This is a genomic window from Desulfomicrobium escambiense DSM 10707, from assembly GCF_000428825.1.
GTDB lineage: Bacteria > Desulfobacterota > Desulfovibrionia > Desulfovibrionales > Desulfomicrobiaceae > Desulfomicrobium > Desulfomicrobium escambiense.
In genome coordinates, this window is record NZ_AUAR01000017.1 from 20,990 (window position 1) to 45,956 (window position 24,967).

Annotated in this window: 23 protein-coding genes and 2 pseudogenes; 10 read left to right on the forward strand and 15 right to left on the reverse strand. The window is 53.9% G+C overall.

Annotated features, from left to right (window positions below):
• Positions 1–10 precede the first annotated feature (10 nt).
• From rimM to G394_RS0113370, 6 genes are all read right to left on the reverse strand, one after another.
• On the reverse strand, positions 11–559 hold the full coding sequence (gene rimM, locus G394_RS0113345) for a ribosome maturation factor RimM (RefSeq protein WP_028578082.1): 549 nt from the start codon (positions 557–559) through the stop codon (positions 11–13).
• 1 nt (position 560) lies between these two features.
• Positions 561–794, reverse strand: coding sequence for a KH domain-containing protein (locus G394_RS0113350; RefSeq protein ID WP_028578083.1), 234 nt, complete (start codon positions 792–794; stop codon positions 561–563).
• Positions 795–856: 62 nt separating this feature from the next.
• Positions 857–1,102: a 30S ribosomal protein S16 gene (gene rpsP / locus G394_RS0113355; RefSeq protein ID WP_028578084.1), complete on the reverse strand. Its 246-nt coding sequence runs from the start codon at positions 1,100–1,102 to the stop codon at positions 857–859.
• A 72-nt stretch (positions 1,103–1,174) separates the two neighbouring features.
• Positions 1,175–2,683: a signal recognition particle protein gene (ffh, locus tag G394_RS0113360; RefSeq protein WP_028578085.1), complete on the reverse strand. Its 1,509-nt coding sequence runs from the start codon at positions 2,681–2,683 to the stop codon at positions 1,175–1,177.
• A gap of 164 nt (positions 2,684–2,847) precedes the next feature.
• The gene (locus tag G394_RS0113365; protein WP_043775936.1) at positions 2,848–4,038 is read right to left on the reverse strand and encodes a pyridoxal phosphate-dependent aminotransferase; all 1,191 of its coding nucleotides are present in this window, start codon (positions 4,036–4,038) and stop codon (positions 2,848–2,850) included.
• A gap of 25 nt (positions 4,039–4,063) precedes the next feature.
• Positions 4,064–5,467 (reverse strand): sigma-54-dependent transcriptional regulator, encoded by a 1,404-nt coding sequence (locus tag G394_RS0113370; RefSeq protein ID WP_028578087.1) that lies wholly within the window; start codon positions 5,465–5,467, stop codon positions 4,064–4,066.
• A 136-nt stretch (positions 5,468–5,603) separates the two neighbouring features.
• Between G394_RS0113370 and larB the strand changes: the two genes are divergently transcribed.
• The 8 genes from larB to G394_RS20825 all read left to right on the forward strand — a co-directional run bounded on the left by larB (position 5,604) and on the right by G394_RS20825 (position 14,034).
• Complete coding sequence (gene larB, locus G394_RS0113375) at positions 5,604–6,356, forward strand: nickel pincer cofactor biosynthesis protein LarB (RefSeq protein ID WP_028578088.1); 753 nt, start codon at positions 5,604–5,606, stop codon at positions 6,354–6,356.
• Between the two features lie 2 nt (positions 6,357–6,358).
• Entirely contained in the window at positions 6,359–7,468 is a 1,110-nt protein-coding gene (locus G394_RS0113380; RefSeq protein ID WP_028578089.1) for a glycosyltransferase, read from the forward strand.
• Positions 7,469–7,548: 80 nt separating this feature from the next.
• On the forward strand, positions 7,549–8,463 hold the full coding sequence (locus G394_RS0113385; RefSeq protein ID WP_028578090.1) for a polysaccharide deacetylase family protein: 915 nt from the start codon (positions 7,549–7,551) through the stop codon (positions 8,461–8,463).
• The gene (locus G394_RS19220) at positions 8,460–9,524 is read left to right on the forward strand and encodes a glycosyltransferase (RefSeq protein ID WP_051307189.1); all 1,065 of its coding nucleotides are present in this window, start codon (positions 8,460–8,462) and stop codon (positions 9,522–9,524) included. The genes G394_RS0113385 and G394_RS19220 overlap by 4 nt, the downstream gene beginning before the upstream one ends.
• Entirely contained in the window at positions 9,521–10,141 is a 621-nt protein-coding gene (locus G394_RS0113395; RefSeq protein WP_028578091.1) for a hypothetical protein, read from the forward strand. Before G394_RS19220 ends, G394_RS0113395 begins: the two co-directional genes overlap by 4 nt.
• On the forward strand, positions 10,138–11,889 hold the full coding sequence (locus G394_RS0113400) for an ABC transporter ATP-binding protein (protein WP_028578092.1): 1,752 nt from the start codon (positions 10,138–10,140) through the stop codon (positions 11,887–11,889). Before G394_RS0113395 ends, G394_RS0113400 begins: the two co-directional genes overlap by 4 nt.
• Positions 11,886–12,710 (forward strand): hypothetical protein, encoded by an 825-nt coding sequence (locus G394_RS21250; RefSeq protein ID WP_156902613.1) that lies wholly within the window; start codon positions 11,886–11,888, stop codon positions 12,708–12,710. The genes G394_RS0113400 and G394_RS21250 overlap by 4 nt, the downstream gene beginning before the upstream one ends.
• Position 12,711: 1 nt before the next feature.
• A complete protein-coding gene (locus G394_RS20825; protein ID WP_084435639.1) occupies positions 12,712–14,034 on the forward strand; it encodes an O-antigen ligase family protein in 1,323 nt (440 codons plus the stop codon).
• Between the two features lie 29 nt (positions 14,035–14,063).
• Here the strand turns inward: G394_RS20825 and wbaP are convergent, their stop codons facing one another.
• From wbaP to G394_RS20850, 6 genes are all read right to left on the reverse strand, one after another.
• Complete coding sequence (gene wbaP / locus G394_RS0113410) at positions 14,064–15,470, reverse strand: undecaprenyl-phosphate galactose phosphotransferase WbaP (protein ID WP_211226281.1); 1,407 nt, start codon at positions 15,468–15,470, stop codon at positions 14,064–14,066.
• Positions 15,467–16,408 (reverse strand): glycosyltransferase family 2 protein, encoded by a 942-nt coding sequence (locus tag G394_RS20830; protein ID WP_084435641.1) that lies wholly within the window; start codon positions 16,406–16,408, stop codon positions 15,467–15,469. The genes wbaP and G394_RS20830 overlap by 4 nt, the downstream gene beginning before the upstream one ends.
• A 6-nt stretch (positions 16,409–16,414) precedes the next feature.
• Positions 16,415–17,329, reverse strand: a complete 915-nt coding sequence (locus tag G394_RS20835) for a glycosyltransferase family 2 protein (RefSeq protein ID WP_084435643.1) — start codon at positions 17,327–17,329, stop codon at positions 16,415–16,417.
• A gap of 111 nt (positions 17,330–17,440) precedes the next feature.
• Entirely contained in the window at positions 17,441–18,289 is an 849-nt protein-coding gene (locus G394_RS20840) for a class I SAM-dependent methyltransferase (RefSeq protein ID WP_084435645.1), read from the reverse strand.
• A 22-nt stretch (positions 18,290–18,311) separates the two neighbouring features.
• Complete coding sequence (locus G394_RS20845; RefSeq protein ID WP_084435647.1) at positions 18,312–18,659, reverse strand: EamA family transporter; 348 nt, start codon at positions 18,657–18,659, stop codon at positions 18,312–18,314.
• Positions 18,660–18,661: 2 nt separating this feature from the next.
• Positions 18,662–19,681: a glycosyltransferase family 2 protein gene (locus G394_RS20850; protein ID WP_084435668.1), complete on the reverse strand. Its 1,020-nt coding sequence runs from the start codon at positions 19,679–19,681 to the stop codon at positions 18,662–18,664.
• Positions 19,682–19,827: 146 nt separating this feature from the next.
• Between G394_RS20850 and G394_RS21645 the strand changes: the two are divergent.
• A pseudogene (locus tag G394_RS21645) lies at positions 19,828–20,153 on the forward strand (transposase); the annotation flags it as partial.
• Here G394_RS21645 and G394_RS0113430 read toward each other — a convergent pair.
• Positions 20,137–21,242, reverse strand: a protein-coding gene (locus G394_RS0113430; RefSeq protein WP_156902615.1) for an IS3 family transposase whose coding sequence is annotated in 2 segments (ribosomal slippage) — positions 20,137–20,990 and positions 20,990–21,242 — 1,107 coding nt in all. Because the reading frame shifts where the segments join, the coding sequence is not laid out codon by codon here. The pseudogene G394_RS21645 and the gene G394_RS0113430 overlap by 17 nt on opposite strands.
• A gap of 73 nt (positions 21,243–21,315) precedes the next feature.
• On the opposite strand from G394_RS0113430, the pseudogene G394_RS21650 reads away from it, so the two are divergent.
• Positions 21,316–21,607 (forward strand): annotated as a pseudogene (locus G394_RS21650) (IS5/IS1182 family transposase); the annotation flags it as partial.
• Positions 21,608–21,796: 189 nt separating this feature from the next.
• Here the strand turns inward: G394_RS21650 and G394_RS0113445 are convergent.
• Positions 21,797–23,890: a hypothetical protein gene (locus tag G394_RS0113445; protein ID WP_211226283.1), complete on the reverse strand. Its 2,094-nt coding sequence runs from the start codon at positions 23,888–23,890 to the stop codon at positions 21,797–21,799.
• 10 nt (positions 23,891–23,900) lie between these two features.
• Positions 23,901–24,938, reverse strand: a complete 1,038-nt coding sequence (locus tag G394_RS0113450; RefSeq protein WP_169725566.1) for an acyltransferase family protein — start codon at positions 24,936–24,938, stop codon at positions 23,901–23,903.
• Positions 24,939–24,967: the final 29 nt, after the last annotated feature.

Sequence of the window (24,967 nt, forward strand, 5' to 3'; positions counted from 1 at the left end):
GGAGGTCGGGTCAGGGGTTCTGGTACAGTTCGAGGAGCCCCTCGGGCGGGTCGACGACGATAACACCGGCGTCCAGGTCTATGTCCAGGACGAACTCCTCCACGGCCGGCAGCATAATCTCGCGGCCCTGGTCGTCATGGATGAACCACAGCTCCTGTCCGGCCACGTCGCGGATGTCCGCCAGGATTCCGATCCGCGACCCGTCGACGTGCATGACCGGCAGATCTATGAGATCCTCCGGCCGCACCTCGCCCTCTTCGAGCTCAGGCAGGTCCTTCTCCCTGGCAAGCACCTCGGCCCCTCGCCAGCCCTCGGCCTGGTCCCGCCCCTGACAGCGGTCGACAAAAATCAACGCGCGCCCCTGGTGGGGACGCCACTCCAGAAGCTCGCAGGGCCTGGGCTTCTTGCCCGGGAGCTGGAGGTAGATACGCCGCAATCCCTCAAAGAGGAAAGGGGAGTCTGCATAAAGTTCGATGCAGAGCTCCCCCTTGAGGCCATGCGGTTTCTGGACCCGGCCCAGCTCCACAAGCCTGACCGGGCCTGAATTCTCGACGGACACGCTACTCCAGAATCTCCAGGACGGAACGTTTCCTGGCCTTGGTCGAAGCCGCGCCCAGTATGGTGCGCATGGCCCTGGCCGTGCGACCCTGCTTGCCTATGACCTTGCCAAGGTCTTCCTTGGCCACCTTGAGTTCAATGACGGAAGTCTGCTCGCCCTCGATTTCGGAAACGGAAACACTGTCCGGATTGTCAACCAAAGACTTGGCTATGAATTCGATCAAATCCTTGAGCATAGGTACCTCCGCTGTAGAGCTGTAGGGTCGCAAGTCGAGCCGAACGACGAGCCTTGGAGGTACTAATTACTGAATCCAGCTTTCTTTAGCAAGGAGCGAACGGTATCCGTGGGCTGTGCGCCGCGTTCCATCCAGCTTTTGATCTTGTCCTGGTCGATCTTGATGTCGGCGGGCTCGGTCATGGGGTTGTAGTAGCCCACGTAATCAAGGACCCGGCCGTCGCGACGGGAAGCGGAATCCACGGCGACGATGCGGTAGAAGGGTTTCTTCTTGGAGCCCATGCGGGTCAGTCTGAGTTTCATAGCCATTGTAGTTCTCCCTGAACGTAAGTGTGGTGCGCGTCCGGCGCCCGCCTCCAGCGGAAGGGGCGAGCCGGGCGGCTATTTTTTCCTGCGCTGCTTCTTGGCCTTTTTGCGCTTTTCCTTGAGCTTGGCCGCCTCTGCGGCCGAACGCCCGCCAGGCCCCTTTCCGGGCATTCCGCCCATGCCGGGCATTCCGGGCATGCCGCCCGGCAGAGCTCCGGGCATTCCGCCCACGCCGGGCATCCCCGGCATTCCGGGCATGCGTGCGCCCTGGGGCATGGCCGGCATCTTGCCGCCCATCATCTTCTTCATCATTTTCTGCATCTGCTCGAAATTCTTGAGCAGCTGATTGACTTCCGTGACCGTGACCCCGCTGCCCTTGGCGATGCGCTGCTTGCGGCTGGGGTTGATGATCTTGGGTTCGTGGCGCTCGGCCATGGTCATGGAGTTGATCATGGCCTCGACCCTGGCCAGCTCCTTCTCGGGCATCTGCACGTCCTGCAACTGCTTGCGGATCTGGCCCATTCCGGGAATGAGCTTCATGATCCCCTCAAGGGAGCCGAGCTTCTTGATGCGCCGCATCTGCGTGCGGAAATCTTCGAGGTCGAACTCGGCCTTCTTGAACTTCTTCTCGAGGGCCTCGGCCTCCTTGGCGTCTATGGTGGCCTGGGCCTTCTCGATGAGCGTCAGGACGTCGCCCATGCCCAGGATGCGCGAGGCGATGCGGTCCGGGTGGAAGACCTCCAGTTCGCTCAGGCGCTCGCCCATGCCGACGAACTTCAGCGGCTTGCCGGTGATGGACTTGATGGACAGGGCCGCGCCGCCGCGGGCGTCGCCGTCCATCTTGGTCAGGACCACGCCGGTGATGTCCAGGACTTCGTTGAACTTCTCGGCCACGGTCACCGCGTCCTGGCCGGTCATGGCGTCGGCCACGAACAAAATTTCATGGGGCCGGCATTTTTCCTTGATGCCGACCAGCTCCTGCATGAGCAGCTCGTCGATGTGCAGGCGGCCCGCCGTGTCGAGAATGATCACGGAGCAGCCCTTGAGTTCGGCCTCGCGCATGGCCGCCGCGCAGATGTCCACCGGATTCATCTCCACGGTGGACGGGTAGACCGGCACGCCGAGCTCCGAGCCGAGCTTGGTCAGCTGGTCGATGGCCGCGGGGCGGTAGACGTCGGCCGGGACCAGGTAGGGCTGGAACTTCTGGCGGCGCAGGTAGAGGGCCAGCTTGGCCGCGGACGTGGTCTTGCCCGAGCCCTGCAGGCCGGCCATCATGATCACATAGGGCGGCTTGCCCTTGAAATCCAGGGCGTAGCTCTCGCCGCCCAGGAGCTCGATGAGCTCCTCGTGGACGATCTTGATGACCTGCTGCCCCGGCGTGAGGCTGCCGAGCACGTCCTGCCCCAGGGCCCTGGTCTTGACCCGTTCGACGAAGTCCTTGACGACCTTGAAGTTGACGTCGGCTTCCAGCAGGGCCAGGCGCACTTCACGCAGACCTTCCTGGATGTTGCCTTCGTCGAGGCGGCCGTGGCCGCGCAATTTTTTGAAAACCGATTCTAGCCGGTCTGACAAGCTGTCGAACATGCAAGGGCACCTATTGTAGGGAAAAGAAGTAGGGTTGCATAGACAAGTTCCATGCACCCGTCAAGTACGGTCTCGGCGCCCCGCAACGCAGCGCGTCGCGGGGGCGGAGACGAAAATAGGCAGAAAAGGGACGCCGGTCCAAAACCCGGCCGCCCCCGACAGTTCTAGGCCATGGCCTTGGCAAAGGCCCGCGCGAAGCCGGGGCCGGCGCCGCGGATGGTGCTTTCGTCCACACAGAAGGCCAGACGGAAATATCCGGGGTAGCCGAAGCCCGAGCCCGGTACGGCCAGGATCTGCTCCTGCATGAGCTCGTTCACGAAGGCCGCGTCGTCGCTGCCCTTGGGGATGCGCGGGAAGAAATAGAACGCGCCCTGGGGCACGGAAAAGGCGTAGCCCGCCTCGCGCAGGACCTCGGCCATGGCGTCGCGGCGACTGGCGTAGATGGACGCGTCCACCTGGTGGCCGAGGGCCTTGGCCAGCAGCTTCTGCCCCACGGCCGGGGCGTTGACGAAACCGAGGATGCGGTTGGTCAGGATGATGCCCGCCACCAGTTTGCCCGCCTCGGGCATTGCCGGGTTCACGGCCACGTACCCGACGCGCTCCCCGGCCAGGGCCAGGTTCTTGGAGAAGGAGCTGACCACCACGCTGTGCTCGTAGACCGGAAAGATCGCCGGGACATCGGCGCCGTCGTAGGCCAGAAAGCGGTACGGCTCGTCGGAGATGAGCAGGATGGGCCGGCCCGTGCGGGCCGAGGCCTGGCGCAGGACGTCGGCCAGGCTGGCCAACTCGTCTAATGTATAGATGCGGCCCGTGGGGTTGTTGGGCGAGTTAACGAGCACGCAGCGGGTGCGCTCGGTGATGGCCGCGGCCAGGGCCTTGACATCCAGTTCGAAGGTCAGGGGCTTGGACGGCACGGCCTTCAGCACGCCGCGGTGGTTCTCGGCGTAGAAGCCGTACTCCACGAAATAGGGCGCCGGGCAGAGCACCTCGTCACCGGGCTCGAGCACGGCCCGGAACAGGGCGTTGATGCCTCCGGCCGCGCCGCAGGTCACGACCACCTGATCGGCGGTCACGGCCGTGCCCTGCTCCCCGGCGATGACCTCGGCCAGGCGCTGCCGCACCTGGGGATAGCCGGCATTGGGCATGTAGCCGAAGGCGAAGGGCTTGCAGGCGTCGTCGGCCAGCTCGCGCAGGCCTTCGGCCACGGCCGCGGGCGGCGCCAGATCCGGATTGCCCAGGCTGAAATCGTACACGTTCTCGGACCCATATTTCTTCTTGAGCTCGATGCCGGCCTCGAACATGCGTCGGATCCACGACGACCTGGACAGGTAGCCCTCAACTTGCGAACAAAGCATGATATTCTCCTTCACGGCCCGGTCTTCAGGGGATGTCCAGGCCGATCTTTCTGTATTCACCGAGTTTGTTGCGCAGGGTGCGCACGGAAATTCCAAGCAGCTCCGAAGCCTTGGTACGGTTGCCGGAGGTCCTGTCCAGGCTCTTGATGATGAGCTGCATCTCCATCTCCTGGATGGTCGGGATGCGGCCGCCCTCTTCAAAGGAAATGGACGGGGCCTGGACCGGGGCGGCGCTGCCTGCCGCATCCTCGGCCTCCTCGTCCTCCGGCGACCATTCCTGGCCGTCCATGAGGAAGTGCACCGGCCGGATGGGGCCGCCGCCGGCCAGGAGCACGGCCCGCTCCATGAGATTCTGGAGCTCGCGCACGTTGCCCGGCCAGTCGTGGGCCATGAGCCACTGCCTGGCGTCGTCCGAGAGCTGCAGGGCGCCCAGGCCGTATTCGCGAGAATTGCGGCGGATGAAGAAATCGGCCAGGAGAAGCACGTCCTCGCCACGCTGGGCCAAGGGCGGCAGGCGCAGGGGGATGACGTTCAGGCGGTAGAAGAGGTCCTGGCGGAACTCGCCCCGCTCGACGCTCTGCTCCAGATTGCGGTTGGTGGTGGCCAGCACGCGCACGTCGACCTTGACGGTCTCGACGCCGCCGACGCGGTCGATCTCGCCCTCCTGCAGGGCGCGCAGGAGCTTGGCCTGCAGGGGCAGGGCCATCTCGGAAATTTCGTCGAGGAGCAGCGTGCCGCCGCTGGCCAGCTCGAATTTGCCAAGCTTGCGTGAAATGGCGCCGGTGAAGGCGCCTTTCTCGTGGCCGAAGAGCTCGCTCTCCAGGAGATGCTCGGGCAGGGCCGCGCAGTTCACGGCCACGAAAGGCCCGTTCTCCCGGCCCGAATGGATGTGGATGAAGCGCGCGAACATCTCCTTGCCCGTACCCGACTCGCCGGAGATGAGCACCGTGGCCTTGGACGCGGCCACCTGCCGGGCCAGGGCCAGGACCCGCATCACGGCCGGGTGCCGGCCGATGATGGACACCTCGCGCGGTTTTCCCTGGAGCGGCGCGGCGGGCGTGGAGGGTCCGGAAGGGACATCGGCGGGCAGGGCTGCCTGGACCTTTTCCCAGGTCAGGGGGCAGAGCCAGTAGTCCTGGGCGCCAAGCTCCATGAACAGACGGGCCTCGTCGGCGCTGCCCTTGTCCGTGAAGACGATGACCGGCAGGGGGTTGTCGGACTGCTGCACGGTTTCGAGCAAGTCCTGGGCGCGGTATCCGGGCAGACTCGGCAGGGTGAAGACGAGATCTGCCTTGCGCCCCTCGATGACTTTCAGGGCCGAGGCGCGGTCCTCGACGACCATGGCCTGGCAGTCATGGGCCTTGAACTGCGCATGGAGCGGGGAAACAAGTTCCGATCGTGAAATGAAGAGGATACGCTTGGCCGCCATATCCGCGCACGCTATCTTTTCCAAAGCCTCTTTGCAATACGGGCCGGCCCCGGCGACTTGCCCGCCCCCGGCCCTTCTGCTAGGGCTGGGGCGGATTTTCCGTGACCGCCCATCATTTTATCAGGTACATTCTTTCATGAACCCCAAGAATCTCGAACAACTGCTGCGCGATGTCGCGGCCGGAAACATCTCCTGCGAAGCGGCGGCGCAATCCATTACCGGCTGCGGGCACGACGGGCTGCACCTCGACCCTGGTCGCTTCGAGCGCACACGAGTGGGCGAAGTGGTCTACGGCCAGGGCAAGACTCTGGAACAGATCGCAGCTTCCCTGGACGCCCTCGGGCGGCACCACCCCGTCCTGGCCACCAGGATCGCCGAGAGGCAGGGACGGGAACTGCTGCGCCTCTTCCCGCACGGATGCCTGTGGGAAGAAGCCCGTCTCTTCAGCCTGGGCGCGGACCTGCTTTCGCCGGACCCCAGGGCGCCCGAGTCGGACGTGCTCATCGTCACCGCCGGCTCCTCGGATCTGCCCGTGGCCCGCGAGGCCCTGGGCACCGCCAGATTCCTGTCCTTGAGCGCGCACCTGGTCTCCGACGTGGGCGTGGCCGGCCTGCACCGCCTGGAGCGGCACCTGGACACCCTGCGCCAGGCGCGCGTCGTCATCGCCGTGGCAGGCATGGAGGGAGCCCTGCCCAGCGTCCTGGGCGGCCTGGTCAAGGCCCCGGTCATTGCGGTCCCGACCTCGACAGGCTATGGGGCCAATTTCGCCGGCCTGACCCCCCTCCTGGCCATGCTCAACTCCTGCGCCCCGGGCGTGGGCGTGGTCAACATCGACAACGGCTTCGGGGCGGCCGTGCTGGCGAAAAAAATTTTGGGGCAAAACGAATAGCCATGCGCAAACCGGTTCTTTTTCGGGTCACGAACAACCTCAAGGTGGGCGGCGTCCAGCGCAGGCTGCGGGCGCTCCTGCCGCTGCTCGCGGAGGATTACGACGTTCACGTCGTGACCTACAAGGACAAGGGGGTGTTCTTCGACGAGTTGGCAGTCTTGGGCGTGCGGACGCACTTCCTTCCCCGCAAGGGCCACTGGGACCCGCTGGCCATCGTCAGGCTGGCCCGACTGTTCCGGGAGCACAAGGCCGACATCGTGCACACCCACTCCTTCGGCGGCAACATTTTCGGGATTCTGGCGGCTTGGCTCGCCAAGATACCCGTTCGTATCGGCCAGGTTCACTCGCGCGGCCAGCATTGGTACGGCGCAACACGGTTTCGCCGGTGGAAACAATGCAAGGAAGAAGCCGCCGTCATGGGCCTGATGGCCCACCATGTCGTTTGCGTCTCAGAGGAGACCCGAGCATACTATCATCAAATGACACGGCTGCCGTTGGACAAGATCAGCGTGCTCCACAATGGGCTCGATAAACTCGCATCTATGGGCACCATGGCCCTTGAAGAATTTCACCTTCCCCATGACAAGCCCCTCATTGGCTTCGTAGGTAGGCTTACGGCAGGAAAGGGCCTGAATTTTTTTCTCCATTTTGCGGCAAAGGCCCTGCAGGAGTGCCCAGGAAGATTTCATTTCGTGATTATTGGCGGAGGGGACCAAGCACCTCATAAAAAGCTTGCCGGGCTTTTGAACATTGAGGCCGAAGTCACATTCACTGGGGAGATGAAGGACATGCACGCCGCCTACTCCGCACTGGATGCCCTGCTTTTCACGTCGGGACCAGCGCATGAAGGAATGCCGGGAGTCGTTCTTGAAGCGTGCTCTTATGGTTTGCCGATCCTGGCCAGACAGTCCGAACCGTTGCGGGAAATACATTCCTACTACAACCGTATCAACTTTCTCAACGAAAGCATGTCCCCCGCACTTCAACTGGAGCAGACATTGGCGCTGCCCCCCGCCGACCAAGTGGAATTCAGAAACGAGTTCTCCATAGAAGCCATGCGCGACAGAACTCTCGATCTTTATGCCAGATTAACGAAACTGGCCAGACAATGAAACCGCTGTCTCTTCTGCAGTCAACTCTGGGTGGAAGCATTCCAATCCTGTGCTACCATCAGGTGCGGCCGGACAGTGGCATGACGCCGGAAAAATTCGGCAGCCACCTGGACCTTCTCGCCAGTATGGGCCTCGAAAGCATCAGCCTCAAGCACCTGCTCGAAATCATACGAGGCCAGCGGCGCATGGCTGGGCCATCGGTGGTCCTGACCTTCGACGACTGCACATTGGACAGCTGGGTCTACGCGGTTCCAGAACTGCTGCGGCGCGGCATGTGCGCCTCCTTCTTCGCCGTCACGGATTTCCTGGCGCCAGGCAAGGTTCGCCCGCGTGCGGACCAGGGAGGCCAGGGCACAAACGTACCATCCCTGGGCGATATCATACGGCGAGCGATCAAGGGGCATTTCGAGGGCTTTATGAACCATGACGAGGCCCGGGCCGTGGTCCACGAGGCGGGGATGGAGGTCTATTCGCACTCGGCAGCGCATCAGGCCTGTTTCATAAACCGGATTCAGCAGGGCGTCCTGGGCGACAACATGCACTGGAGCCACGAAGCCCTGTGTGGGCCGGCACCTGCGGACACCCCGGTCCACCCCGTCGGAAGCGCCTATGCACATGCCGGTTTCGGCCTTGACTGGGCCGGCCGCCCCCTGACCCTGACAACGCCTGAAGAGCGCCTGGCATTCTGCCTTGATGATTTCAGCAACAGCAAGGGTCATTTGGAGAGCGTTCTCGAAAAGCCCTGTCCTTTCCTCTGCCTCCCTTGGGGGGAATACGACGACATCACCCTGGAGGCGGCCAGGCAGGCAGGATATGAAGGAGTGCTGAATCTTCGGGCCGGATACGTCGGGCCGGGTACAGATCCCCTCCGCATTGGAAGGCTGGCGGTCACGGACCGCAAAAGCCGCTCATGGCTTGGGGTCAAGACGACCCTTCTGGCCACAAAACGCACGTCTTCGCTTGTCCGGGGAAGACGCCCCGAGGGGCGTGCGTGAACATCTGTTTCGTCAACTCCACAAATAAATGGGGCGGCGTCAAGAGCTGGACCCTGGACGTTGCCTGCGGTCTGGCCACACGGGGCAATCACGCCGTCATTGTCGGACGCCCGGGGCCCTTTGTCGACAAGGCTCGCGATATGGGCTTGGAAGCCATGGGACTCTCCTTCGGCCCTGATTTCAACCCGCTGCTGATTTCACGCTTCATTGGGATGTTCAGAAAAGGTAAGATCGATCTGATTGTCGTCAATGTCGGCAAGGACATGCGTACGGCCGGCGTCGCGGCCAAGGTTCTCGGCATTCCTGTCGTGCACCGGGTCGGGCTGGCAGGCGACATGCTGAACACCTGGAAGGTACGCTTGATGCACAAATGGGTGCGGCCGTCCATCCTTGTCCCCTGTGAACAGATCAAGGAGGGCCTACTGCAGGAACTGCCCCATCTCAGATCGGAAGAGGTCACGGTGGTCCTGACGGGCAAGGAGCCGGCGCCGGCGCCGCCTGCCACGGCGCACTTCCCTCTGCGCTTCATCTCCACCAGCCAGGTCAACGAGGACAAGGGGCACCGAGATGTTCTCGAAGCCCTGGCCGACCTGAAAAAACGCGGGTATGATTTTTTTTATGACATTGTGGGGACCGGACGCATCGAGACTGAATTGAAAGCGCTGACGTCCCGGCTCGACCTTGACGACCGGGTCGTATGGCATGGGTTTCAGAAGGATGTGAGGAGCGCGTTGCGGCAGTCGGACATTTTTCTTCTCCCTTCCTTCAGCGAGGGACTCCCCAACACCCTGCTTGAAGCCATGGCAGAAGGACTGGCGTGCGTGGCCAGGGATATCGGCGGAGTAAACGAAGTCTGGCCGCACCAGGCACAGCGTCTGTTGCTGCCCGCTTCTTCCGGCGCATCACATGTCGCTGCCGTCCTGGAAAGCCTGCTCGAAACCGAAGTCGAGGATATCCTGGGACTCGGCAAAATTTTCTGGAATGCAGCAAATGAGAATTCGCTGCGCATCATGTCCGATAAAATTGAACTTTTTTTCCAGGCACGAGGAGCTTGCCGGTGATTGAACTTGGCCCCCCGATCGTCAAAGGCGGCTGGTGCGAAATTCGCGCCGTGGTCGGCCAACCCGAACTCTGCGCCAAGGTGTTGATACAGAAACGCAGGTTCAAGGGAGGGCGCCCCGATCCTGATGAAATAGTGAATGCCAAATACGGAATCAGGGATTTTCTCGAATACGAATGGAAGAACTACAATAAGATTATCGCGGTCTGTCCCTCGGAACTCCGCCGCTATTTTGTGCACATACACGGGATTGAAACGACTCAGGACGGCGTCAAGGCGCTCGTCATGGACGTTGTTCGTGACGACAGGGGAGATATCGCGCCAAGCCTCGTCAAGAACACGCGTGTACTCAGCCCCGATTTCTGGACGACACTTGAACGCATTCGGCGCGAAGTCTTTGTACGCCACGCCATTGATCATTTTGGGATCGTGCCACGCAACATCCTGGTAAAGTCACCGGAATGTCCGGTCTTCATCGACTTTCAAACCGGCAGAGAGCGCTACAGGGGGCAATTCTGGTTACGCTGGCCCTTCTTTGTCCGGGCCAAGACCAACCGCTGCTTCCGCAAACTGTACAAGGAGATGGGCATTGCCGAAAGGCTGCCGAGTAAATCATGAAATTCCTGGAAAACCATACTGTAAATCTGCTTCGGCGCAGCCTGAGCTACTTTTTACCGTACAAGCTGCTTATTGTCGCCTCTTTTGCGGCCTTGGGCGTTGTCGCGCTCAGCACAGCAGGAGCTGCATACCTAGTCCAACCAGCTCTTGACGAAATTTTTATCAAAAAGGACGCTACCTCACTGGTCATTGTTCCATTTCTTCTTGTCGCTGTCTTTCTTGCAAAAGGACTTGGGCTCTTCGTACAGAAGTTTCTCATGTCCTACTGCGGAACAAAAGTTCTTGAGCAACTGCGATATGAGCTGTTTGCGAAGATAATCTGCCTGCCGATGGATTTTTTTGGCGAAACCCGCGTCGGGATGCTCATGTCCCGCATCATCAGCGATGTGAATCTGATCAGCGCCAGCCTGCCGGAACTCATACGGCTCATACAGCACAGCCTGACCATGGTCGGACTGATCGGCCTTGTCCTCTACAGAGACATGCAGCTCGCCTTCTGGGCCTGTCTTGTCTTCCCGCTGGCAGTCTATCCAGTCATCTACTTCGGACGGAAGTTGCGCAAAATCGGCAGAAAATACCAATCTGAACTGGCTGATATTTCCTCCCACCTCCAGGAGAGCTTCAACGGGCTGCGGGTGGTGAAGGCTTTTGCTTCCGAGGAGTACGAAAAAAACAAATTCAGGCATGTCAGCAACAACCTGGCTCGCATCGGCATCAAAGGGAAGATGTACAACCAGCTCTCTTCCCCGATCATGGAACTCATTGGAGCCGTCGGCGCCGGGCTGGTCATTTGGTACGGCGGCAGCCAAGTTATTGCCGGAAACCGGACTCCCGGAGAATTCTTCTCCTTCATGACAGCCCTGATCATGCTGTACGATCCCTTCAAATCCATCAGCCAAGCCAACAACACCATCCAGCAGGCCATGGCAGGGGCGGAGCGCGTCTTCGAAATTCTTGATTCGGCGGAACTGGTTGAAGAAACCGGCGGCACGCTCGAATACACCCCCCCGTTCACCGTGCTGTCCTTTGAGCGTGTGAGCTTTTCCTATCCGGGAGCGCCGGAACCGGCTCTGAAGGGCATCAACCTGACAATCAACGCAGGTGAGCGCATCGCCTTGGTCGGCCAGAGCGGCGCCGGCAAAACGACCTTTGCGCACCTGGTGCCGCGTTTTCACGATTGCACGGAGGGTGTAATTCGTCTGAACGGCCGCCCATTGCGCGACTACACGCTGGCCAGTCTGCGCACGAACATTGGAATCGTGTCTCAGGACCCGTTTCTCTTCAATCTGTCGGTACGAGACAATATCGCCTACGGGCAACCGGGCACGGACCATATCCTGGTGGAGCAGGCGGCAAAGGCAGCCTACGCCCATGACTTCATCATGGAACTGCCCCAAGGCTACGACACAGTCGTCGGCGAAAAAGGCGTGAAGCTCTCAGGGGGACAGAAACAGCGTCTGACCATTGCCAGAGCCATCATGAAGAACCCTACACTTTTGATCCTGGACGAAGCCACGTCAGCTCTGGATACCGAATCCGAGCGCATCGTCCAGCAGGCGCTGGACAACCTCATGAAGGGGAGAACCAGCATCGTCATCGCACATCGCCTCTCCACCGTGCTCTCCGCAGACCGGATTATCGTCATGCGAAACGGTGAAATCGTCAGCCAAGGCACCAACGAACAACTCCTGCAGACCTGCCCGCTGTACACCAAGCTCTATACGCTTCAGTTTGAAGGTCAAAAATGAACGATTCCTATGCAATAGTAACGAGCGCTGACGAAGGTTACGCCAATTTTGTTAGAAACTTGGCTGAAAACTGCTTACGAACGTTCGGGCAAAGACTGATCGTCTATGACCTTGGAATCTGCGAGGATACGAAAAAGACTATTGATGCTGAGTTTATCGAATTCAAGACAAGCGAAGAATACAAAGACATCAACTCAAAAAACAGTATTAGAGCAACACATAAGCCCAGATGCATTATCGACTATTTTCATAGATCACAGCAGAAATTCTTGTTTATCGACGCAGATTGCCTTTTCACGGAGCGCCCTGTTTTTCCTGAGGCAGATATCTGCCTGACTTTCAGAATATACTCCGAACAGACGGCAAGCGACTTTCGCAAAAACGGTATTATCAACAGTGGAGTCATACTGATAGACCCCCTGTCAAAAAATAAGGCAGGCTTGGAATGTCTGCTCAAAAATTGGATTTCAAGATGCGAAGGCGACCAGGACTCCACAGACCAAAAAGCCCTGAGCGACATATTACTTGATATTAACAATATAATATCCCCTGGAAAAACATACAAATTCAATAATGCAGAAATTTTGATTCTCGAGTCCGAATTCTTCAATGATGTCAAAAGAAGAACCGGAAGCATACTCCACTTCAAAGCCGCATCGAGAAGTACTGAAAAAATGCGGGAATATCTTTTATTCTACAAACTAACAAAATTCAGCGCAATTTTAAAAGCCTACATATACGCAAACAGGTTCCTTCTAGGAATTAAAAGAAAAAAAAATCCTAAAAGATACAAAACACGGTTCCTCAAAGAGATGTCATAGAATGAACGGAAATTTTTTCTACAATTGTAGCTATAATATTTTTAATACATCATTCTACAGTAAAGAAAATATAAATTCATTTTCTTACAATTTGCTTCGCATAGGATTTTGCATATTCATCCTGACACTCCCAATCGGAAAAGCGCCCTCAAATGTTGGAGCAGTCATAGCTTTAATCGGGCTTACCGGATATTATTCAACAAACTATTACAAATCAAATTTTTATAATCTGGAAAGATTAAAATGGATTTATATCTTATTTATCTCATTTTTATTTTTCAAAATATTTCATAACATTAACATATCAAACGGCTGGTACGGATTCTACACAAATACTGTAGGAGCATTTACACTTTTCCTCATTGGCCTGGAATTCATTCGGAATGAAAAGGACATCAAACTTCTTGTCGTTCTTTTCGCAATCGCCGGATTTTACGAAGGACTTGACGGAATATACCAATACGTCACGGGATTCGACCTGATACGGGGCGATGCACCGCTCGGCGGACCTACGGGGATTCGACTGACAGGATCATTCAAGACATATCGCGTTGGAAACTACATGTCGCTTGTCCTCCCTGTGGCCTTGGCAACATGGTTTATTTTACCGATAGCATGGAAAAAGTTCTCAAAATTCGCATTCATGACCGCCCTGCTTACACCCGGTATCTTTCTCCTTGCAGGATCTCAAACCAGAAGCGGCCTGCTGGGCTTTTTTGTGGCGACAACCGCCAGCCTCATCCTGCTCAACGCCATTTCCTGGAAGGGATTTGTCGGCTGCGGGACAGTGCTGGGCAGCGCCTTGCTCTTTGTCAAACGCACGTCGTTTGAGATGATCATGCGCGACGGTCGTATCAAAGAACTCTGGCCGTACGCCTGGAAAGTCTTTGAAAGCGCCCCCCTGCTCGGCGTGGGCCTGAACAGTTACAATCCTGGCGTACATGCGCTAGGTCTCAAATTCCACATGCATTCGCAAAGCATCCAGCACCCACATAACATCTACCTCCAGTTCCTGTGTGAAATGGGCATCGTCGGCTTGGCGATCCTCCTTTTCTTCCTGCTGACCTATATGCTCTGGGCATTGCGCCGCATCGTCAACAACCGCTCCAGGAATCAGGGTGTCTCCTGGAAACTGACCTCTTGCTTTTGGGCGGCATTTCTGGGGTACATGGCTTCGGGAATTAGCGCTCACGACTTCTTCCGGACATGGTGGCTTGGGATGGCGTTCTCAATCCTCGGCATTCTTTTGGGATGCAGTTTGGCGTTGAAAACTGAAGCAGAAGCAGAAATAGTATACGCTACAAATGATTGTGCCACGGCATGATATCGGTGGCATAGAATCGCGGAAGGAAATCAGCAGGCTCCACGGCAACGAAACACTTCACCGGGCGTCTTGATCAAAATGTAGATATCAAACCAGACCGACCAATTACGAACATAATAGGCATCCAGACGGACCCGCTCGGCATATGATGTATCGCTTCGCCCGGAAACCTGCCAAAGCCCGGTCAATCCGGGCTTAACCTTCTTATAGAGAGCAAAGCCGCCCTGATATTTGTCCACCTCGTCCCAGACAATGGGACGCGGACCTACCAGACTCAAATCCCCGCGCAAAACGTTCCAGAGTTGGGGCAGCTCATCCAGGCTTGTTTTTCGCAAAATGCGCCCCACACGGGTGATGCGCGGGTCACAAGCCAACTTGTGGTTCTGATCCCATTCGGCACGCAGAACTGGATCAACTGCCAAGCACTCTGTCAACGCATCGTCAGCATCCTGAACCATGGTCCGAAACTTCCAGATAAGAATGTCCCTGCCGTCCAGCCCGATGCGCTTTTGGCGATAAAAGACTGGGCCGGAGGAATCTTGCTTGATCCAGATGGCTATCGCCAAAGACAGCAATAAAATGAGCGGCAGAAAAAAGAAAATCAACCCGAGCTCCATACATCGCTTTACCCACTGCCTGCGCGGATCAAGAAGCTTCTGGTGAACCTCAAGACCTAAAATTCCGCCTAAATCAAAGGCTGAAATCCACAGCGAAGACGCGCCGAAGAAATCGGGGATCAAAATCAAGCGGCGAAACTCGGATGCCGGCCCTTCCAATATTTCCACGAGACGCGCAGGTGATACGCCAGGCATGGCAACGATGGCGACTGCGTCCCGGTATCCTCTGGTCAAATTCCCTGCGGATTGGAGCCCCCCTTCGACCGGCACGCCTTGGATGAGGGTCCCGATTTTGCGTGGATCGTCGTCAAAAAATGCAACTGGCCGTAGCCCGAGGCGATGCTCACGAGCCAAGGCTTTGCACACTTCCCGCCCGGTTTTACCCGCACCCAATATCACGACGGGATGCCCCCACCAATCCATGGCATGGGCCTTACGACGCAACAAAGAGCGAAACAGTGGAAGCACCAGAAGGGCTCCTAACCAAGCCATGAGAAAAATGCCCCGCGAGTAAAGCTCTCCCTGTTTCGAAAGAAACACCGCACCGGACATGGCAAGAAATATGACAGAAGTGGACTGCGATAATTTTTTGAGTTCTTCAGGGGGGCTGAGCAGAATTCCAGGATATAAACCGACAAGAGCATTGGACACAAGAAACAACCCCAGACACGGAACAAGGTGCCAATAAAGGAGAAGCCCAAACTGTCCACCAAAAGCATAACGGACCCAAACACTCAGGCACCAGACCAGCAGCAGCCCTGCGAAGTCCGAAACGGCAAATATACCGGCCATGGCAAGAGAATTGATTTTTCTTTTCATCGAAGGTCAGCCATCTTGCGAGACGGATTCGTTTGCCAAAATCCTACGTGCATACTGAGGTGTTTTTTTATACGCAAGGGAATGAATTTTTCCAATTTGCCAAGAGTAAAGCCTGCAAATTTTGCGCATGTCTGTCCAATCGCATGAAAAAAAGCATACATCTCACCTTGCTTAAGCATGTGGGCAAGCAGTTCTCGAGTATATGCAGCGCCGCGTCCGTTGGTAGCCAGACCTGGAAGGTCAAAATGTCTGGAAAAAAAGACACCAATGTCGAAATATCGTTGAAATGTCTGCAGCAAAGAATAGTCATGCGAGTGATAAACCCTCGCATCTGCGGTATATACGACCGCGTGCTCTGCCTCCAAAAGCTTCGCGCACATGAGCATGTCTTCATTCATGATCACATCATCAGCAAACATGCCCACATCCATGAATACATCTTTCCTTATTGCCGAAGACACGTTGGAAAAAAAATAGGCCCCTAGACCCATAGACTCATTGCTTGCACGCGTCCGTAGCTGGCTCACAGGTGGGTAGTTAAAATCTCTCGCAAACTTCTCGCCCGCGGAAGCGTTCGGATATGCCACCTGCCGCGCATAGCTTGCTACTGCCTTACCCGACAGGATCGGATCAAGCAAATGTTGCAGGAAAAAAGAATCCACCGGCAATGCATCCTGAGTCATGAAAACGAGGATATCACCTTGTGCATGAAGAGAGGCTAGGTTACGTGTGCCGCCATGGTTGAAATTGCACCGGTGAATTGGCAAAACCGTACAACCCAAGTCATGCGCTAGTTGAGCTGTACCGTCGGTTGATTCCGAATCAACAACGATAATTTCTTGAGGAACAGTAATTTGATTGCGCAAGGATGTGATGAGTGGTTTAAGCACCCTCGTCGCATTCAAACTAGGTATGATGACAGAAATATTTATGGACATAATACTTTAAATGTAAAGCAAGAGGCCGATATTTCTTAACAGATCTTGCTTCCAAAACCCATATTTATAAAGCGATAATAACCTCTGAGCATAAGATTTTTCATGGATTTTCGCATAAATATCTGCCAGCTTAAGAGCGTCCACCATATCTTGTCTCGTGTTGAAACACTCGCAAAATGCCTGCGCCTGTCGTTGGGCTGCGCACAAAGAACTTTGAGGATTCGTATTATTCAATCTTTTTATGGCACCTTTCAAATCGCTGCGGACAGCTCCTAGTTGATTTGCATCGTGCTGCCTGTAACGAACCAACGGACGTGATACGAACCCAATTTTTCCAACAGCTGATGCCACAAGCGCGAGCCACCAATCATGCATAACTGCAGCTTGGGGCACAGGAAAAGCCAAATCTTTAAGCGCCTTGTTGATAAGCATTGCACACCCGGTGACATTATTTTGCACAAGAAGACGACGAAAACTCTGAACATGAGGATTAAGACGTTGATACTTCCATAGAGAGGCATCAACAAGGCGTAGATGTGAATCACAAACGGATAAATCACTATGGATGAGAATAGGCATATCAGAGCCATACTGCTTCTCCATCCGGACCATGAGTTCCATTTGGACGGCAAGCTTGTCAGACTCCCAGATGTCATCTTGATCTGCAAAGGCCACGTAAGCAGCGTCGGTTGTTTGTGCGAGAATGTTGAAATTTTCTAATATCCCGACGTTTCCCAAACGATCACTCAAGAGAAGCAATTGATCTGCACGAGAGGCGAGAATTCGCGGAGTATTATCGCTAGAACCATCATCACGGGCAATGATTATTGGAGAAAGTGTCTGAGACAAAACTGAATCAAGAAGACCGCCCAAGTACAGAGAACCATTATAAGTCGCCAAAAGCAACGCCATTTGAGACATAAGCTGACAACCAAATTATAATATAAAAGTAATATTAAAACAAAAAAATTACAATATTAATTTTCCATAGAAATATTATATTTTTGTTAACTCCATACATAAGCTAACACTTTATTTTTTTTTATATATAGAATATATTATATCACTAGGAAATAATTTAAGAAAAGGCAACATCACTACGATAATACAATATAATGCACAACTCGTTACAAAATTATAACTCCCAACATATGAAATACGCGTAAAAAGACCTTTAAAACGAAGACTTGGAAGGGATCCACGACAGATTTCTGCAAATCCGAAACGACTGACAATACGGTTCAAATTATCCGAATTAAAATAATGTATGTGCGGAGAAGGCATATCCCTCTGCCATAGCCGATCAAAATACAATTTAAATCCCATTCGATGAAGAAATTTAGCAACACGGTAAAATATTCCCCGACTACTAGGCAAGTTAAGCAGGAGCAGCCCGCCCGTATTTAATCGATCATGACAAGCAGCAAGTACCATTTTTATATCTGACACATGCTCAATAACGTCATTGAAAACAATGATGTTAAATTTTTCATCCTCGAAAAGCGCTTCAGGAAAATAGCCAAATCGAATTGACCTTCCTTGAGATTTTGCGGCAGCAAAAACTCGCTCATCTGGCTCCACACCCATTACGTCAAAATCACGACTTGCGGCATCAAGAAACCAACCATGACCAGCGCCAACATCCAGCAGGCGAGCACGTTTATTTGCCTGTAGCTCTTTAAGCTTATTAACCAAAGCTCTAAAATTTCTCTGCCTAAGTTCGCACAATGCCTTCTCTCTTAAAATCTCATCAACACGCTTATGCGCCTCAATACTGTTTATTGCTGGCTTGAAACGAGACTTTTCATATTTACAATTTTTACACAATAGGTGATACGATGCCTGACCGGCACTTATTAACTCACCACAAACTGGGCACATATTATTCACACAAAGACCCCTTTTACTTCAAAGATGAAATCAAAACACCAACTAATATTAATGATGCACCAACAAAAGTATTCCAATATATTTTTTCACCAATTATAAAATGACCTAACAAAGGCACAAAAATGAACGCCAATGCCGCATATGGATAAGCGATGCGCAATGGAATCTGCTTAAGTACAAAAAGCCACATCCCTGTTGCAAAAAAATATACAAGCAGAGCAACTAGCAAATTAATATTAAACAGACTTAAAATACCCGCAAGTGAGAAATTAATTTTTTCTGCTGCGAGTTTAAATAATATTTGCCCTAGAGACAATGATAGCACAGTAAAGAGTATCAATATTGTTTGCGACAAATTCATTTTTATTTTCCCTTCAACATACAGTCATCATCCATCTTGTGGCACAATGCGCGAACCTGCAGACTTCGGGAAATAGGACGCGTTGGGACGGACGATATGTCATGCCCTAAAAATGCAAGGATAAATTGTATCCCCATCAGGACGGGCAAAGCAGCCAGCATCACAGTCCCTGACGAAGTAACTGAGTTAGCACTCGCCGAATTAATCCAGTGATAACCTCCAAATATAGCTCCAAAAGTTAAGAGAACAAGCCCAATCGGTAATTCAATTGAAGCCAACGAAAGGTCACGAAGGTAATAATTATAAAACAAGCGCTTTAAGAAATTTTTAAGATGCTTAACCATGAATTCAGCAGCAATTTTTGAAATTTTTAACCCACTAACTTCGTCGGCATATTTAGCTACCATGGGAACATCAAGTACAACGGCACGAAGTGTATTCAGCCTGAACAACATATCTGTTTCAAAAAAGTAACGTTTACTGATTTTACTAAAAGGGAGATGTTTGGCAACATCAGCATGAATCGCAGTATAACCATTTGTTGGATCAAATAAATTCCAATAACCAGACGAAAGCTTTGTCATAAATGAAAGTATGGCATTTCCAAACAGGCGGATTTTCGGCATCGACTTGACAGATTCCAGATTAAAAAACCTATTCCCCTTAGTATAGTCAGCTTCTTTTTCAATTATGGGCAGAACGAATTCAGCAATAAGCGATGGGTCCATCTGTCCGTCGCCGTCAATTTTAACTATGACTTCCATACGCTCATCGATAGCTGCTTGATATCCAGTCATCACGGCTGCGCCAACACCTCGATTGCGATCGTGGCGTATTACTACAACACGCTCATCATGAGTATTCTCTTTTAAGAAACTACCGGAGCCATATGGACAACAATCATCAACTACGTAAATACGAAATACCTCAGGACCGATCGCAGCTACAACATCAAGAATATGCTTCCTGACATTATAACAAGGGATTACTACTGCAATTTTTGGTTTTTCGTTAACTATCATCATTCACACCGTTATATTAGATGCCTTGCAAAACAGGTTCATGTTTTAAAATAAAGCAAAATTTTATCAAAAATGATGTATTTTATATAACCAGCGTACCGTAAAAAAGCATTTTTTTGGCCGAAATCACTCCAAGGTCTCCAACGATGCAACCCAATAAAAGGGCCATCAGCGCAACTTTCTCTGCCCAGACTTGATCGATTAGCTCGATCCTTGAAACATCCTTCGGGGGTTGACCAAGGCCACCTCGGCAAATTTTCGAGGTTAGCTTTCGGCCGCGCTATGCTGCAACCTGTCGCCCAACCAAGCCCGTCCGATTGATGGTTAGCCTTCTCATCTTAGAGCAACTTGAAAACTGAACTATGCACGCGTCGTCGAGATCTGGGTCCAAAGCCACTACTCCCAAGCCTTCTGCGGTCAGCAGCGGTTCACTTGGGAATGTAAACCTCCCCAAGTTAGTGCCATCCAAAAGTAGAGACTTCCTTGGGTGAATTTTTCATGAGGAACTCTGCCGGGGTCAAATCGCCAAGAGACTCGTGGGGCCGCTCCTCGTTGTACTGCCTCAGCCAATTCTCCGTAATTTCTTTCACTTCCGTGAGGGACTTGAACAGGTAGAAGTCTAGGACCTCTTCCCTGTAGGTCTTGTTGAACCGTTCAATGTACGAATTCTGTGTTGGCTTGCCTGGCTGGATGAACTCCAATGCCACGCCGTTCTTCTCAGCCCAGTCGGCCAGCAGCACGGAAATCAGCTCCGGCCCATTGTCCATTCTCAAAGGAAGCCCGCGCCAAGCCACTATCCGATCCAAAACCCGCAATACCCTTGCCGCTGGCAGATTCGTGTCGACTTCGATCGCCAAACACTCACGGCTGAAGTCGTCCAGCACGTTGAAAGTCCTAAACCTTTGACCGCTGGCCAGTGCGTCATGCATGAAGTCAATGGACCAGCAGACATTCGCGCACGGCGGAACCGCCAGTGGTTGCGGGTTTCGCGAGGGCAGGCGTTTTTTCCCTTTACGCCGGAGATTCATCTTCAAAAGACAATATACCCGATAGACGCGTTTATGGTTCCAGCGAAAACCGTGTCTGCGCAATACTGCGAACAGCTTGCCGAAACCGTAACGAGGATACCGGTCGGCCAGTCCCAGAAGCGCTTCAATGATCGGCGAATCATCTCTCGGTTTGGGCTCATACCGGTACACTGTCCGGCTAAGACCCTGCGCAGCGCTTGCCTGCCGTTCACTAAGGCCATGCTCACTGTGCAAGAAATCCGCTAAATCGCGCTTCTCGGCTGGCCTCAGAGCTTTTTTGCGATGACGTCCTTCAAGGCCTCGTTTTCGAGGCTGAGATCGGCGAACATGCGCTTGAGCTTGCTGTTCTCTTCTTCAAGCTCTTTGAGCCTGCGGATATCCGAGGCTTCCATGCCACCGAACTTGGCCTTCCATTGGTAGTAGGTTGCCTGGCTCACGCCGTGTTCACGGCAAATATCGGCAACCTTGCGACCGCCATCAGCCTCTTTCAAAATCCGAATGATCTGGCTCTCCGAAAACCGAGATTTCTTCATCTTGCCCTCCGTGAGGCAATCTTTACCAGAAATCTCTATTTTTCAATGGCCCGGTTTTACGGGAAGGCTACAGGAACTGCTGTGCAACCCGTCCGAACTGACCCATTTTCAGCGCCGGATCGGCGAAGACACGCACGCATAATTTTCGAAGCCCCCATGGCTACTAAGCCAATGACGCGGAAATGTTAGCAGACTTCACCGTGCAGGAAAAGAACATCACCTTCCCCACGGGCATCAAACTACCAACCAAGATCTTGGTGCGTTGCCGCATCCTGGCCAAGCTAGCAGACGTCAAACCTCGGCGTAGCTACCAGCGCAAGGTCAAAAATCTGACGTGGATCATTCGCTTCAAGTCCAAAGGCCGCTAACATGGCAAGGCAGAACGGAAGATCAGACGTATGCAAACACACAGATTTGGCCCTAAGCACAGCCCGTGCAGGTCTGAGCCTGACGTAGCTTTTTTTATGAATTACTACATTTTCCGGTGCAACGGGGTGACTACCTTTACTGAAGTGGGCAACCCGCCACCGGCCATTTCCTAACCATCCACTCCCTTATTTGGTCACCTCGTACAGTTCGACACCCTCCCACTCCGCAATACGAGGATAGTGCTCTTTGATAAATGGAAGTAGCACAATCCTCTGGTCTGACGCCATGCACCCGTCCGTGACCAGGTGAGTCACGCCAGTGGCCCGCAAATACTGTTCGAAATTTTGGAAATTCAGAAGTTGCGACTCTCGACTTTTCCATGAATAGTTATGCCAAGTTGTGTAGATCGTCCTACCGTTGAAATGGGCACCATAGGGACAGCCGAGCATCAACACAGTGGGGATCCTTCTCTCCGAGGCGGCGAGAAGAGCTCCCAGATAACGATGCCCGTCAATCGATTCCTCGCTGAAGTTGGCGGACAGTACCCCACGGAACTTGCCCGGCACGAACATATTCTTGACCGGAATGTGCATCAACCCATTTCTGAACCTGCTTGACGGAAGACCGATAACGTTTGCCGCGAGGAGGGCGCTCAAAGTCACAAACCAGAGGAACCCGTTGAGACGACGTACGTAAATTTGCAGATAAAAAGCAAGGCTGACAGAAATGAGCAAAAAACCGGGCAACAAATAGCGCAGGTACTGAACCTGCATACCCACGCCCACGAGATAGAGCACCCCAACACAGAGTGGAACCACAGCGAAAAAATTGCTTCGCGAAAGGGCCCGCAGGCTGCCTGCACAAACAATCAGAAACATCAAAACCAAGCCCATCGAACCATCACTCGACTCCTCGTAGCGAGAAGACTCGAAAGTCATCCTCCAAGCCAAATCCCAATTCACGTCCCCAATCCACCGCCTGTCAAGAAAATTGATCGGGTCCCAATACTGAGACTTGAACACACCATTGAAGAACGGGAAGAAGGGATTCCCCGTTTTGATCCACGCCACAGCGTAAAAAAACACGGCAAGGGCGATTGCCAGCAGTAACTGTAATAATAATCGGGGTTTTTCAGAGGACGACAGCAATTCACGCCTATTGATAACTAAAACAAATAGTACTACGGGCGGAAGCAGCAAGCCGAAGGGCTTGGTGGAGATGGCCCCGGCAGCGCAAACACCAGCCAGCATTGATATCTCGGCAGATTTGTGGCGCAGCCCTGAGGCGAGTAAGACGGCCGAGGCCAGTATGAAACCACATAGGGGCACCTCGACGAAAAGGCCTGCGATCTCCCGCACGAAGAGCGGCATAAAACAAAACACGGCCGCCAGAGCCAACCCTGCCGGCCGAGCTCGGAAGCCCCCCCCCGTTGCCACCAAGGCCAACACCATCAGGAATTCCAAGACGAGTTCCGCCTTCACGGCCTCGATGCCGCCCACCACGAACATTGCACTGAAGTTCAGTTGCGGCGCAAGTGGCATGACGGCGAAAACGTACTCCGTAACGTCATAAGCCCAGAAACCTTTATTCAACATCTCGCGGGCGACCCGCATGTGCATGGTCATCGCGTCGCCATCAAAACCGGGATGCACTGTGGCGAGAATAAGGAGCAGCAGGGAAAGCATGAAAAAGAAGCTTGGAACGACCCAGTCGCGGCTGCGTCTTGAACGCTTTGGGACGTCGTGAAGAAAGCTACCGACCACTCGCCACGCCTCACGAAGCCCACCCGGCGAAGCCATGATCAACAGTACCGGCACTACGCCATGCAGGAAACGGCTATTTACCGGAAAAAAACTCAGCACTGCCAGCACTAGCAAGTAGACCGCTTTGCCTACCCAGAAGGCTAACACGAAGCGCCCTAAGTTCGACCGCGCCAATTTCGGTAGCGCGCGGCTCCCTGTCACCTGATAACCAAGGGCTACCGCAGCTAGACTTGCAAGAAGTGCACACGTCGTCGCAGCGAGGCCGGCCATCAGCATCAGAGCGAGAATCACAGCGGTGACTGCGTGCCAACGCCGCCCTCCCCATAGAACCAACAACGTGACAATCAGTGCAATCGCAAAGCAAATAGCAGCGTTACTCACCTCGTAGGGGTTGCCCCAAAGTGGGAGGAGCGAAGCAGCCGGTCGACCGACTAAAAAAAGGACCAGCAACAAAACTGCCGAACTCGCCAGAGCTGCCTCGATGAACAGCGAACGAAATTTGTTTGATCTACTCACTGAAATCCCGTCACATTATTCTTTGAATTTTTCGCACCGTCCAGCGCTCCCGAATTCGTGCAATGGGGCGCTCCACCAGCACGACAACAATAATTCCGAGACCAAGCGTGGCCAGCAGCGTCTGGACAGGTTTGGACGGCAGAAAATCGTAAGGAGCCACGAGAGAGTGAACGGGCCAGTGAAGAATATAGACGGGGTAGGACAGGTCACCCACGAATTTGTCCAACCGGATGTTCTTCGTAAGTTCGAAAAGTTTCGGAATTGCCAGTGCAAGAACGAGGTAGAACGAACTCCCGTAATGAAGAGGAGCAGCCAGAAATGCCAACGTGCCCAACAGCATGAAAAAATAGGCAACAGCCGAGGCCGGCAACTCCGTACGGGAAAACCAAAACACCAGCGCGCCAATACCGAAGAATGGCAGGAAATAAGGGTAGTAGAGATCGTAGCGATATTGTCCGATCAATTCTTGAGGCAGAACACGCAAGGACAATGCAAACCCTACGCCCACCATCATGAACAACAACGTAGCCCGGAAGCTGCGGACCACAAAGGGTGCCACCAGATAGAACATCATTTCGATCCAGATAGTCCAAGCAGGCATGTTAAATATGAATGTATTACCATTATGGACTTGACTACGACCCGCCTCGGCAAAAGCGACGCCTTCTGGACCGAGGCTGATGTGGGTAAAGAGGTCAAGCCCAACGAGACTCAGATTTGAAAAAAGCACGGCGAAGGTCCACTCGCCTGGAAATAACTTGAGCGTCGAAACCAAGCCAGGCAAGGAATTAATTTTCCACATGGCGATAAACATAAAAACCAGCGAAATGGCGTAAGTCGGCCAGAGCCTCACGTAGCGGTTGATATAAAATGTAGGGACCGACCCTGGGCCGACGTACTTCGTATTTAGGACCAGCGACATGTAAAATCCTGAAATTATAAAGAACGAAAAAACAGCCACCCCCGCGTCGACAAACTGGAAAGGGCCGATTTGCCCAACATGCTGCAACACGACGGCTATCGCCAATAAAAAACGCAATGTTCCCACGGAAGCTCCGAGCAGTAGGATGACTATGG